This window comes from Pseudomonas fluorescens (assembly GCF_040448305.1).
GTDB lineage: Bacteria > Pseudomonadota > Gammaproteobacteria > Pseudomonadales > Pseudomonadaceae > Aquipseudomonas > Aquipseudomonas fluorescens_BH.
Genome location: NZ_CP148752.1, coordinates 1,318,181 through 1,331,493, shown reverse-complemented (window position 1 = coordinate 1,331,493; position 13,313 = coordinate 1,318,181). Strand labels below are relative to the sequence as shown.

Below are 13,313 nucleotides of genomic sequence, written 5' to 3'. Positions count from 1 at the left end.
AATCGATAACGGCCAACCATGCGCACCAGTCAATTTTTGCTCGCCACACAAAAAGAAACGCCTTCCGACGCGGTCGTGATCAGCCACCAGCTGATGCTGCGCGCCGGCATGATCCGCAAACTCGCCTCGGGCCTGTACACCTGGCTGCCGATGGGCTTGCGGGTAATGCGCAAGGTCGAAGCCGTCGTTCGTGAAGAAATGAACGCCGCCGGCTCTCTCGAAGTGTTGATGCCGAGCACGCAACCGGCTGAGCTGTGGCAGGAATCCGGGCGCTGGGAAGAGTACGGCCCTGAATTGCTGCGCTTCAAGGATCGCCACGGTCGCGACTTCTGCGCAGGCCCGACCCACGAAGAAGTCATCACCGATCTGATGCGCAACGAGTTGAGCAGCTACAAGCAGCTGCCGATCAACCTGTACCAGATCCAGACCAAATTCCGTGACGAAATCCGCCCACGCTTCGGCTTGATGCGCGGCCGCGAATTCATCATGAAGGACGCCTACTCGTTCCACGCTGACCAGGCTTCGCTGCAGGTCACCTACGACCGCATGCACCAGGCTTACTGCAACGTGTTCACTCGCCTGGGCCTGAAGTTCCGCCCTGTTGAAGCCGACAACGGCTCCATCGGCGGCGCCGGTTCCCATGAGTTCCACGTGCTGGCCGAGTCCGGTGAAGACGATATCGTTTTCAGCAACGGCTCCGACTACGCCGCCAACATCGAAAAAGCCGAAGCTGTGCCGCGCGAAACCTCGCGCGCCGCTGCGACCGAAGAGCTGCGCCTGGTCGACACGCCGAACGCCAAGACCATCGCGCAACTGGTTGAAGGCTTCAACCTGCCGATCGAGAAGACCATCAAGACCCTCGTGGTGCACGCAGAAGAGAAAGGCAAGCTGATTGCCCTGATCATCCGTGGCGACCATGAGCTGAACGAAATCAAGGCCGCCAACCAGCCAGGCGTTGCCAGCCCTCTGGTCATGGCTTCGGAAAGCGAGCTGCGCGACGCCATTGGTGCCGGTGCCGGTTCCCTCGGCCCGCTGAACCTGCCGCTGCCGATCATCATCGACCGCTCGGTCGAGCTGATGAGCGACTTCGGCATCGGTGCCAACATCGATGACAAACACTACTTCGGCGTGAACTGGGAACGCGACCTGCCTGTTCCGACCGTTGCCGACCTGCGCAACGTCGTAGCCGGCGACCCGAGCCCGGACGGCAAGGGCACCCTGGAAATCAAGCGCGGCATCGAAGTCGGGCACATCTTCCAGCTGGGCAACAAGTACAGCAAAGCGATGAAGTGCGAAGTGCTGGGCGAGAACGGCAAGCCGGTCACCCTGGAAATGGGTTGCTACGGCATCGGTGTGTCCCGCGTGGTGGCGGCTGCCATCGAGCAGAACAACGACGAAAACGGGATCATCTGGAGCGACACCCTCGCGCCGTTCCAGATTGCCCTGGTGCCACTGCGCTACGAAACCGAACAGGTTCGTGAAGCCACCGACAAGCTGTACGCGGAACTCACCGCTGCCGGCTTCGAAGTGCTGCTGGACGACCGCGACAAGAAAACCAGCCCGGGCATCAAGTTCGCGGACATGGAGCTGATCGGCATTCCACACCGGATCGTGGTCAGCGACCGCGGCCTGGCCGAAGGCAACCTGGAATACAAGAGCCGTACCGAGGCCGACGCACAAGCGCTGCCGGTCGCCGACGTGCTGTCGTTCCTTCAGGCCCGCATCCGCCGCTGATACCAGATATAGAGACGTCATGTTCAAGCGAAACACCTTAGGCCTCGGTGGTGCCGCCTTGTGCGGCGCACTGCTGGTCAGCGGCTGTGCCAACCACATGTCGCAACGCAGCGAGCAAGAGGAGCGGATCGAGCGCAAATTGCTCGATCACAGCCTGCAGATCGATGTCGGTGAGCCCAAGGTGCTTGAGCTGCCGCAACGGCGGGTGAAAATTCTCGAGCAGAAGACTTTCGAAGTCACCGAGTACGAAGTCACGCGTCATTACGATCGCTATACGCCGTACCAACCCTGGCGGGAGATTTACGAAATCCCACTGGGCGCGGTAGCCGTGGTGGCGGGTGTCGGTGCCAACGTGGTCAATGTGTTCGCCCTCGGCAATCTGCCGGACAGCGTGACCAAGGACTGGCTGAGCTACGGTTTCGCCGGGCTCAACCCGTTCATGAACGTGCAGTCCCACGGCCGCGCGCAGCAAAACCTGGCCGCAATTGGTGAGGTCCAGCGCGACAAACGCACGGAGTACTCAAGCCTGCCCTGGAGCGAGCGCCCGGTCGAGGTCAAGGCCGGCAAGGAAACCTTCGAACTGACCACCGACAAAAACGGCGTATTGCGCCTGAATCTGTTGGACAACCCGTTCGCCGAACATGACATCAATCATCTGAGCCGGTTGCTGATCCGTGTTGAGGATGCCAAGGGCAACGTGCACAACGATTCCACCCTGGCCATCAGCAGCAACTTACGCAGCAAGCTCTATGAAGCCCACGGGTTGATTTATGACGATCTCGAAGGCGACGAAGTCAATCAGTGGGTCCACCGGGTCAAACGCCTGTCGGAGCTGGGTCTTGAAGAAGAAGCCAGCGAACTGGAACAGAGCCTGATCGAACTGACGCGCAATGATCCCGAATTGCAAACGGAATTCCTGAAGTCGCTGGCCCAGAATGGCGAGCGACTGGTGGCGAATCCGGGGCTGAACTAAAAGCCAAAAGCTTCGCGAGCAGGCTCGCTCCCACACTGGATTTGTGAACACCTCAAATCCCCTGTGGGAGCGAGCTTGCTCGCGATGGCGCCCTCACATTCACCACCCAACTACCGCTCAAACAACTCCATCTGCTCGAACCCGCCCCGCAAGTCTTCCAGCCGCACGCCGACCCCCAACAACCGCACCGGTTTACCGCCGCGATTGAAAGCCTGGGTCAGCATCAACTGATAACTCCCCAGATCCCGCCCTGCCCCGGCCTGCTCCAATGTAGTCTGGGTGAAGTCGTGGAACTTCACTTTGACGAATGGCTTGCCCGGACGATAACTGCTGTCGATTCGCGCCATACGGCCAGCCAGGGTCTCCAACAACTCGGGCAATTTATCCAGGCAGCTCTTGAGGTCCGGCAGGTCAACGTCGTAGGTATTTTCAACACTGATCGACTGACGACGACTGTCGTTGTGCACCACACGGTCATCGATCCCACGGGCCAGGCTCCAGAGTCGCTCGCCAAAGCTGCCGAATTCACGCACCAGCGCCAACTTGTCCCACTCGCGCAACTGCAGGCAATCGGTGATACCCAGCCTGCCGAGCTTGTCAGCGGTGACTTTGCCGACCCCGTGCAATTTGCTCACGGGCAAACCGCTGACAAAGTCCTCGACCTGGTCCGGAGTAATGACGAACAGGCCATTGGGCTTTTTCCAGTCACTGGCGATCTTGGCCAGAAACTTGTTCGGCGCCACGCCCGCCGACACGGTGATATGCAACTGGTTGGAGACCCGGCGCCGGATGTCCTGGGCGATGCGCGTTGCGCTACCACCGAAATGCGCACTGTCCGACACATCGAGGTACGCCTCATCGAGCGAGAGCGGCTCGATGATCTCGGTGTAATCGCGAAAGATCGTGTGAATTTCCCTGGACGCTTCTCTATAGGCATCCATGCGTGGCTTGACGATGGTCAAGTCCGGGCACAGCTTCAAGGCATGCCCGGAGGACATCGCCGAACGCACCCCATACGCTCGCGCCTCATAATTGCAGGTGGCGATCACCCCGCGCCGGTCCGCCGACCCACCTACCGCCAGTGGCTTACCGGCCAGGCGTGGGTCGTCGCGCATCTCGATGGCTGCATAGAAGCAGTCACAATCGACGTGGATGATCTTGCGTTGGGTCATAGCAAAGCCGTGTTCATGGCAAAGAAAAGGCGTCATGGCGTGCCGGACAAACAGTATCTCACTGACACCTGTATATAGCACCAGTAGTCTGAATGTTCTTTTCCATTCGTAGGAAGAGTCGATTGTGAATTTATTTTTTCAATCGAAAAATTACTTCCAATAGACGCGCAGGCCTTGTCCTACCTGCCTCACAGACCGGTCGACCACCCCTTTTGAACGCTAACCAATTGAACAGGAAGAGGTTTTATCGGAATTGGAGGTTGACACCCGAGCGCATCTCTATAGAATGAGCCACACAGACGCGGGATGGAGCAGTCTGGTAGCTCGTCGGGCTCATAACCCGAAGGTCGTCGGTTCAAATCCGGCTCCCGCAACCAAACATCAAAAAAGGCTACTCGAAAGAGTGGCCTTTTTTGTGCGCGCTCGTTTTGTAGCACCGAACGCCAAACAAGACCTGGACACTCAACGAAACCGAAACCGGAAATCGTTCTGATTCCGAAACTTAGGCCATTCATGCGACCGCTTGCCGCGATTCAACATTTATTTGACCTGCTTCAGGATTAACGGTTGACACCCCGGCGTATCTCTATAGAATGCCGCCACACAGACGCGGGATGGAGCAGTCTGGTAGCTCGTCGGGCTCATAACCCGAAGGTCGTCGGTTCAAATCCGGCTCCCGCAACCAAACATCAAAAAAGGCTACTCGAAAGAGTGGCCTTTTTTGTATCTGTTGAAAAAGTCCTTTCGCAACAATGACCTGCCACTGTGTAGCAAGCCGTTAGGGGAGCCCCCATGCGCCAGGGTCAGACTATGCTCTATTGCACGCTGAAGCCTTCACGACTGATGACGCGCCGTCTCCATTGCCCGGTGATAGGCGTTGATATTTGTGATTATTTTTTTCTACAGGGATTGGTAACTTGGCTGGATACCTCCATCCTGTCGCGCACAATCCAAGAGGTGATTGATGCGCGCCAACTCGTCTGATTCACAAGACACTGTCACAGCAACACAACCGATCAATGCCGAGCGCCTGCGCCTGCTTGATCGATTGAGCAAATACCGTCAACCCATTGGCCTGGCGGTCACCCTGCTGTTGTTCGCGATCGCGCTGATTGCCTGTCACCACCTGTTGAGCGAACTCGACCTTTACGCGCTGCACGACTCGATCCTCGAAGTTCCGAAACCCGCCTTGATGGGCGCACTGGCCGCAACCGTGGTGGGCTTCATCATTCTGCTCGGCTACGAATGGTCCGCCAGCCGCTATGCCGGGGTGAGCCTGGCACCGCGCGAGTTGGCGCTGGGTGGTTTCACGGCCTTTGCCATCGGCAACGCCATTGGTCTTTCAATGTTGTCGGGCGGTTCGGTCCGCTATCGCCTCTATGCCCGTCATGGCCTGGGAGCGGCTGAAGTCGCCCGCATGACGTTGTTCGCCAGCCTCTCGCTGGGTTGCGCCCTGCCGCCGCTGGCCGCCCTGGCGACGCTCAGCGACCTGCCAGCCGCCTCCGTCGCCCTGGGGCTCTCCGAGACGTTGCTGGGCGTGGTGGCGAGCGCCGTGCTCGTGCTGTTTGCGATGCTGGCCATCGGCATCTACCGTCGTCGGCTGCCGGAACAGCCTTACCCGGACAACCTGCTGGTCAGGGTCGGTCGCCGCACCTTGCGTCTACCCGGGCGTCGCCTGACGTTCCTGCAATTGATCATCACCGCCCTCGACGTAGCAGCCGCCGCGACCGTGCTCTATCTGCTGCTGCCGGAAGCACCACCCTTCGGTGCGTTCCTGTTGGTTTACCTGTTGGCTCTGGCCGCCGGTGTGCTCAGCCATGTGCCGGGCGGCGTCGGGGTGTTCGAGGCGATTTTGCTGGCGGCGTTTTCCGACACCCTCGGCGCTGCGCCACTGGCGGCCGCCCTGCTGCTCTATCGCTTGATCTACGTGGTCCTGCCCTTGCTGGTGGCCTGCCTGCTATTGCTGATCAACGAAGGCCAGCGCCTGTTCCAGACACGCCAGACGTTGCGCGCGGCCTCAGGCCTGGCGGCCCCGATACTGGCACTGCTGGTATTCCTGTCCGGTGTTGTCCTGCTGTTCTCCGGCGCCACCCCGGAAATCGATACCCGCCTGGAACACATCGGTTTCCTGATCCCCCATCGACTGGTCGATGCTTCGCACTTTGGCGCCAGCCTGGTCGGCGTTCTTTGCCTGTTGCTGGCCCAGGGGTTGCGTCGCCGGCTGTCGGCCGCGTGGATGCTGACCACCATTCTGTTGCTGGTCGGTGCCCTGCTCTCACTGCTCAAAGGCTTCGACTGGGAAGAAGCCAGCCTGATGGTGCTGACGGCGAGTCTGCTCGGGGTATTCCGCCGCTCGTTCTATCGCCCCAGCCGCCTGACTGAAGTACCGTTCTCGCCGCTGTACCTGGTGGCCAGCCTGTGCGTGCTCGGTGCATCGATCTGGCTGCTGCTGTTCGCCTATCAGGACGTTCCGTACAGCCACCAACTCTGGTGGCAGTTCACCCTCGACGCCGATGCCCCTCGCGGCCTGCGTTCGCTGCTCGGTGCCGCTGTGCTGCTGGTGGTGGTATCGCTGACCTGGCTGCTGCGCACCGCGCGGCCGGTCATTCACCTGCCGACGCCCGACGAACTGGAGCGCGCCAGCAAGATCCTCATGGCATCGGCCCAACCGGATGGCGGCCTGGCCCTGACCGGTGACAAGGCGCTGCTGTTTCACCCCAATGACGAAGCCTTCCTGATGTACGCCCGTCGCGGTCGCAGCCTGGTGGCGTTGTATGACCCGATCGGCCCTGGCCAGCAACGGGCGGAAATGATCTGGCAGTTCCGCGACCTGTGCGACATCCACCACGCCCGTCCCGTGTTCTATCAAGTGCGCGCAGAGAACCTGCCGTACTACATGGACATCGGCCTGACTGCGATCAAGCTCGGTGAAGAAGCCCGGGTCGACCTCAAGCGTTTTGATCTCGAAGCCAAGGGCAAAGAGATGAAGGACCTGCGCTACACCTGGAACCGTGGCACCCGTGACGGCCTGTCCCTGGAAATCCATGAACCGGGCCACGCGCCGATGGATGAACTCAAGGTGATTTCCGATGCCTGGCTGACCGGCAAGAACGTCCGGGAGAAAGGCTTCTCGCTGGGCCGCTTCAGCGATGAGTACCTCAAGCATTTTCGCATCGCGGTGATTCGTTTCGAAGGACGCCCGGTGGCGTTCGCCAACCTGCTCGAGACCTTCGGCCATGACCTGGCCAGCCTCGACCTGATGCGCGCGCATCCGGACGCCCCGAAGCTGACCATGGAGTTCATGATGGTCGGCCTGATTCAACATTATAAAAACCATGGATACGCGCGTTTCAGCCTGGGCATGGTGCCGTTGTCGGGGTTGCAACCCCGCCGCGGCGCACCTTTGACCCAGCGCCTGGGCTCGATGGTATTCCGCCGTGGTGAGCAGCTGTACAACTTCCAGGGCTTGCGCCGCTTCAAAGACAAGTTCCAGCCTGATTGGGAACCCCGTTATATGGCCGTGCCCGCCGGACTTGATCCGCTGGTTGCGCTGGCCGACACTGCCGCCCTGATCGCGGGCGGCTTGACCGGATTGGTGAAACGCTGATGATTCAACGCTCCTTGCGGTATGTATTGGGTACGCTGGTGATAGTGGCCCTGATTTTCGGTGGCGGTTACTGGTACCTGAAACGCCCGGCACCGGAACCGACCCTCGAATTGCTGACTCCAGCCGATGGTGCGGCGATGGCCCGTGTCATCCCCGGCACCTCGCCGCGCGCCCAGGTGCTGGTGGCGGTCAACGAAGACCAGAAACTCAGCGACAAGCAATTGATGACCCTGAGCCGCAGTGCTTCGGCGCAGATTGTCCAGGTGATCCTGCCCAAGGACTGCCTGCTGCAAAGCCGCGCCCTGCAATCGGGCCTGCGGGAACTGAAAGGCCCGGCGACGCTGGTCAGCGGCATCGGCCCTGGCGCCGTGCTGGCCTGGCGCTGGTTGTCCGAGCAGAAGGATGACAAGGCCCAGGCCGTCTCGGTCGACCTGGCACTGGAGAAACCCGGCGGCTGCACTCACCTGCTGCCGAAAAGCGCCGCCCATGGCCACTGGCTAGTGGCGTGGAACGACAACCCGGACGACACCAGTGCCGGCTTCGTGCGTGATCAACCGAACGCCGAAACCAGCATCAGCGACTACGACATCAACCTGCCGCAAGTGCTGAACAACGAACTGCGCAAGATCCTCGTCGGCGGCGACAAAGCTGCTGGAGGCCTGCAGATCCCGGTGGTCGAAGTGCCAGCGGGTCAGGCCAGCGACACCGTGACCCTGTTCCTGTCCGGTGACGGCGGCTGGCGCGACCTCGACCGCGACGTGGCGGGCGAGATGGCCAAGATCGGCTACCCGGTGGTCGGCATCGACACCCTGCGCTACTACTGGCAGCACAAGAGCCCGGAGCAAAGCGCGCTGGACCTGGCCGAATTGATGCAACACTACCGGCAGCAATGGGGCACCAAGCGCTTCATCCTGACCGGTTACTCGTTCGGCGCCGACGTACTGCCGGCGATCTACAACCGTCTGGCCGAGTCGGAGCAGCAACGCGTCGACGCCATTATCCTCCTGGCCTTCGCCCGCACCGGCAGCTTCGAGATCGAAGTCGAAGGCTGGCTCGGCAACGCCGGCAAGGAAGCCGCCACCGGCCCGGAAATGGCCAAGCTGCCAGCCGCCAAAGTGGTGTGCATCTACGGCGAAGAAGAAACCGACGAGAGTGGCTGCACCGACAAGACGGCGGTGGGCGAAGCCATCAAGCTGCCTGGCGGCCACCACTTCGACGAGAACTACCCGGCGCTGGCCAAGCGTCTGGTGGATGTGATCGAGAAGCGGCAGGCGAAGGAAACGGCTGCTCAGGAATGATCCGGACCCACTGAACAAAAGCCCTCGCTACTTCACGGTAGCGGGGGCTTTTTCATTCTTGCGTGCACCACACATCCCCTGTGGGAGCGAGCCTGCTCGCGATAGCAGTCTTTCAGGCACCTTAAATGCTGAATGTCAGTCCGCCTTCGCGAGCAGGCTCGCTCCCACAAGGGATCGCCACCGGCCTCAGAATTTGCATTGAGCACAAAAAAGCCCCCGCTGCCGCAATGGCAACGGGGGCTTTTTGTGGGTCGCTTACATCTCCACCTGCGTCCCCAACTCAATCACCCGGTTCAGCGGCAGATTGAAGAAACGCAAATTGCCGTTGGCGTTCTGCAACATGAACGCAAACAGCGCCTCACGCCAACGGGACATGCCTTCGAGCTTGGAGGCGATGACCGTTTCGCGGCTGAGGAAGTACGTGGTGCGCATCGGGCTGAAGTCCAGTTCATCGAGATGACACAGCTTCAGCGCTTTCGGTACGTCCGGCTCGTCGGTAAAGCCGAAGTGCAGGATCACCCGGAAGAAACCTTCGCCATAGGCATCGACCTCGAACCGTCGTGTTGGCGGCACCCGCGGGATGTCTTCGTACACCACCGTCAGCAGAACCACTTGCTCGTGCAGTACCTGGTTATGCAGCAGGTTGTGCAACAGCGCGTGGGGTACGGCATCCGGCCGCGCCGTCAGGAACACGGCAGTGCCCTGAACTCGATGGGGTGGTTGTACGGCAATGCTGCTGATGAAGATCGGCAGCGGCAATCCACCCTCATCGATACGTTCGACCAGCAACTGCTTGCCGCGTTTCCAGGTGGTCATCAGCACAAACAGCGCGAAACCGGCGATGACCGGGAATGCACCGCCCTGAACGATTTTCGGCACGTTGGCGGCGAAGTACACACCGTCTACCAACAGGAAACCCAACAGGATCGGCACCACAAGGACCGGAGGCCACTTCCACAGCAGCAGGATCACCGCGGACACCAGAATGCTGGTCATCAGCATGGTCCCGGTCACCGCCACACCGTAGGCCGAGGCCAGGGCTCCGGAGGATTCGAAGCCCAGCACCAGCAGCACCACGCCGACCATCAGCGCCCAGTTCACCGCGCCGATGTAGATCTGGCCCTGTTCGGCGCTGGAGGTGTGCTGGATGTGCATGCGCGGAATGTACCCAAGCTGGATCGCCTGACGGGTCAGGGAGAACGCACCGGAAATCACCGCTTGCGAGGCAATCACCGTCGCCAGGGTCGACAGCCCCACCAGCGGGATCAACGCCCAACTTGGCGCCAACAGATAGAAGGGGTTGCGGGCAGCTTCCGGGTCGCCCAGCAGCAAAGCACCCTGGCCAAAATAATTCAGCACCAGCGCCGGCAGCACGAGGATGAACCAGGCACGAGCGATTGGCTTGCGGCCGAAGTGGCCCATGTCCGCGTACAGCGCCTCGGCACCGGTCAGCGCGAGCACCACGGCGCCGAGAATCGACACACCCATGCCCGGATGGACCACGAAGAAACGTACACCCCACACAGGGTTCATCGCTTGCAGGACTTCCGGATGCTGGCTGATGCCATAGACGCCCAACGCACCCAGCACGAGGAACCAGGTGACCATGATCGGCCCGAACAGAATGCCGATGCGCGCCGTGCCGTGACGCTGGATCAGAAACAGCGCGACCAGCACCACCACCGACAGCGGCACGACCCAATGGTCGATACCTTCGAAGGCCAGCCCCAGGCCTTCAATCGCCGACAGCACGGAAATCGCCGGGGTAATCATGCTGTCGCCATAGAATAACGCCGCGCCGATCAGTCCGCAGACCACCAGCAACGTACGCAATTTGGCGTGCCCCGCCGCCGCCCGCCGGGCCAGTGCGGTCAAGGCCATGATCCCGCCTTCCCCCTGGTTGTCGGCGCGCAGCACAAACATCATGTACTTGATCGACACGACCCAGATCAGCGACCAGAAAATGAGTGCCAGGATCCCCAGCACACCGTCATGGTTGACCGGCACGCCATAGCCGCCGGAAAACACTTCCTTGAGGGTGTACAACGGACTGGTGCCGATATCGCCATAAACAACCCCGACTGCCGCGACCAGCATGCCAATTGGCTTCACCGCCGAATGTTCGGCACCGGCAGCCTGACTACTTGCCTGACCCATCCACCACTCCTGATTCTCAGACCCGGGCTTCTTTGAAAGAAGCACTATGCTTTGTCGTGCAGCATGCGCTGTTTTACTTCACGTTACAGACGTTTTGTTGACAGTAAAAAATCAGTAAAGCGTAACGGCGCGAAGCATAGCGCAGCACTCGTCGTATTTCCCTGCATAAAGCTGGTCAAGTGAACGACTCATCGCTAGAATTGCGCACTTTTTGATCAGAGGCGCAGTTCAAGCGCCCGTCCGTCGGTTTTGCCCTGCCCGGCAAGCGGCGTCACAAAATACCGAGGTTAGACATGTCCACCACTCCTGCGCCGGCCAATCCAAAGGTTGGCTTCGTATCCCTGGGTTGTCCCAAAGCACTGGTCGACTCCGAGCGCATCCTTACCCAGCTGCGCATGGAAGGCTATGACGTCGTGTCCACCTATCAGGACGCCGATGTTGTAGTGGTCAATACCTGCGGCTTCATCGATTCGGCCAAGGCCGAGTCCCTGGAAGTGATCGGCGAAGCCATCAAGGAAAACGGCAAGGTCATCGTGACCGGCTGCATGGGCGTCGAAGAAGGCAACATTCGCAACGTACACCCGAGTGTGCTGGCCGTGACCGGTCCGCAGCAGTACGAGCAAGTGGTCAACGCCGTGCACGAAGTCGTGCCGCCACGCAAGGACCACAACCCGCTGATCGACCTGGTGCCGCCACAAGGCATCAAGCTGACCCCGCGCCACTACGCCTACCTGAAGATTTCCGAAGGCTGCAACCACAGCTGCAGCTTCTGCATCATCCCGTCGATGCGCGGCAAACTGGTCAGCCGTCCGGTGGGCGACGTGCTCGACGAGGCCCAGCGCCTGGTCAAGTCCGGCGTCAAAGAGCTGTTGGTGATCTCCCAGGACACCAGCGCCTATGGCGTCGACGTAAAATACCGCACCGGTTTCTGGAACGGCGCGCCGGTGAAAACCCGCATGACCGAACTCTGCGAAGCCCTGAGCACCCTCGGCGTCTGGGTTCGTCTGCACTACGTTTACCCGTACCCGCACGTTGACGAGCTGATCCCGCTGATGGCCGCTGGCAAGATCCTGCCGTACCTGGACATCCCGTTCCAGCACGCCAGCCCGAAAGTGCTGAAGTCGATGAAACGCCCGGCCTTCGAAGACAAGACCCTGGCACGGATCAAGAACTGGCGCGAAATCTGCCCGGACCTGATCATCCGTTCGACCTTCATCGTCGGCTTCCCCGGCGAGACCGAAGAAGACTTTCAGTACCTGCTGAACTGGCTGACCGAAGCCCAGCTCGACCGCGTCGGCTGCTTCCAGTACTCGCCGGTAGAAGGCGCGCCGGCCAATGACCTGGACCTGGAAGTCGTCCCGGACGACGTCAAGCAAGACCGTTGGGAGCGCTTCATGGCGCACCAGCAGGCCATCAGCTCGGCGCGCCTGCAAATGCGCATCGGCCGTGAGATCGAAGTGCTGGTCGATGAAGTCGACGAGCAAGGCGCGGTGGGCCGCTGCTTCTTCGATGCCCCGGAAATCGACGGCAACGTATTCATCGACAACGGCAGCAACCTCAAGCCGGGCGACAAGGTCTGGTGCAAAGTGACCGACGCCGACGAATACGATCTGTGGGCTGAACAGATCTAACGTAAAAAATACGAAAAGCCCCGCTCTCTTGACGAGATGCGGGGCTTTTTTACGGCTATTGTTTGAGGTTGAAAGGATTCCTATCAACCACTGCAAAAGGGGCAGACGGGCATGCGTCAGCATTCGGTCATCCACACGCCGAAACTCGGCGACTACGAAGAACTGACCCGGGTCTGGGAGGCCTCGGTACGTGCCACCCACGACTTTCTGCCAGACAGCTACATCGAACTGCTGAAAAACCTGGTGCTGACCCGCTACCTCGACTCGGTGATGCTGATCTGCACCAAGGATTCGAACCAACGCATCACCGGGTTCGCCGGTGTCGCGGCCGGCAAGATCGAAATGCTCTTCATCGACCCCGACCATCGCGGCCAGGGCTTGGGCAAGAAGTTGTTGCGCTATGCGCTGGAACACCTGAACGCCGACGAACTGGACGTCAACGAACAAAACCCGCAAGCCCTCGGCTTTTACTTCAAGCAGGGCTTCGAGGTCATCGGTCGCTCGGAAGTCGATGGCATGGGGCAGCCGTATCCGTTGTTGCACATGCGTATGCGCCAGAACCACAAACTTTCACATCACGGCTGACACAACACAGATCAAATGTGGGAGCGGGCTTGCTCCGGGCGGCGTTCCGACGAAGGCGGTGTGCCAGCCAACATACATGTTGAGGCTGATGGCCCTTTCGCGAGCAAGCCCGCTCCCACAAAAAGCCTCACGGCGTAAATGGAACCGGGATTAACC

At 60.3% G+C, this 13,313-nt stretch carries 9 protein-coding genes and 2 tRNA genes; 9 read left to right on the top strand and 2 right to left on the bottom strand.

The window, feature by feature from the left end; all coding sequences use genetic code 11:
* Positions 1 to 18 precede the first annotated feature (18 nt).
* Positions 19 to 1,734 carry a proline--tRNA ligase gene (locus tag WHX55_RS05945; protein ID WP_353742226.1) on the top strand — a complete coding sequence of 572 codons (1,716 nt, stop codon included), beginning with the start codon at positions 19 to 21 and terminating at the stop codon, positions 1,732 to 1,734.
* Positions 1,735 to 1,753: 19 nt separating this feature from the next.
* On the top strand, positions 1,754 to 2,707 hold the full coding sequence (locus WHX55_RS05940; protein ID WP_150754175.1) for a hypothetical protein: 954 nt from the start codon (positions 1,754 to 1,756) through the stop codon (positions 2,705 to 2,707).
* Positions 2,708 to 2,817: 110 nt separating this feature from the next.
* Here the strand turns inward: WHX55_RS05940 and dinB are convergent, their stop codons facing one another.
* Complete coding sequence (gene dinB, locus WHX55_RS05935) at positions 2,818 to 3,879, bottom strand: DNA polymerase IV (RefSeq protein ID WP_150727647.1); 1,062 nt, start codon at positions 3,877 to 3,879, stop codon at positions 2,818 to 2,820.
* 300 nt (positions 3,880 to 4,179) lie between these two features.
* Here dinB and WHX55_RS05930 point away from each other — a divergent pair.
* The 5 genes from WHX55_RS05930 (at position 4,180) to WHX55_RS05910 (ending at position 8,784) form a co-directional block, all read left to right on the top strand.
* Positions 4,180 to 4,256: transfer RNA gene (locus WHX55_RS05930), tRNA-Met, on the top strand.
* A gap of 231 nt (positions 4,257 to 4,487) precedes the next feature.
* Positions 4,488 to 4,564: transfer RNA gene (locus WHX55_RS05925), tRNA-Met, on the top strand.
* Positions 4,565 to 4,671: 107 nt separating this feature from the next.
* Positions 4,672 to 4,863: a hypothetical protein gene (locus tag WHX55_RS05920; protein ID WP_150754176.1), complete on the top strand. Its 192-nt coding sequence runs from the start codon at positions 4,672 to 4,674 to the stop codon at positions 4,861 to 4,863.
* Positions 4,844 to 7,486: a bifunctional lysylphosphatidylglycerol flippase/synthetase MprF gene (mprF, locus tag WHX55_RS05915; protein WP_353742225.1), complete on the top strand. Its 2,643-nt coding sequence runs from the start codon at positions 4,844 to 4,846 to the stop codon at positions 7,484 to 7,486. Before WHX55_RS05920 ends, mprF begins: the two co-directional genes overlap by 20 nt.
* The gene (locus tag WHX55_RS05910; RefSeq protein WP_353742224.1) at positions 7,486 to 8,784 is read left to right on the top strand and encodes an AcvB/VirJ family lysyl-phosphatidylglycerol hydrolase; all 1,299 of its coding nucleotides are present in this window, start codon (positions 7,486 to 7,488) and stop codon (positions 8,782 to 8,784) included. Before mprF ends, WHX55_RS05910 begins: the two co-directional genes overlap by 1 nt.
* A 255-nt stretch (positions 8,785 to 9,039) precedes the next feature.
* Here WHX55_RS05910 and WHX55_RS05905 read toward each other — a convergent pair whose 3' ends face one another.
* A complete protein-coding gene (locus WHX55_RS05905; RefSeq protein ID WP_150757314.1) occupies positions 9,040 to 10,941 on the bottom strand; it encodes a potassium transporter Kup in 1,902 nt (633 codons plus the stop codon).
* Positions 10,942 to 11,234: 293 nt separating this feature from the next.
* On the opposite strand from WHX55_RS05905, the gene rimO reads away from it, so the two are divergent.
* The gene (gene rimO / locus WHX55_RS05900) at positions 11,235 to 12,572 is read left to right on the top strand and encodes a 30S ribosomal protein S12 methylthiotransferase RimO (protein WP_150727651.1); all 1,338 of its coding nucleotides are present in this window, start codon (positions 11,235 to 11,237) and stop codon (positions 12,570 to 12,572) included.
* 111 nt (positions 12,573 to 12,683) lie between these two features.
* A complete protein-coding gene (locus tag WHX55_RS05895) occupies positions 12,684 to 13,157 on the top strand; it encodes a GNAT family N-acetyltransferase (protein ID WP_353742223.1) in 474 nt (157 codons plus the stop codon).
* Positions 13,158 to 13,313 lie beyond the last annotated feature (156 nt).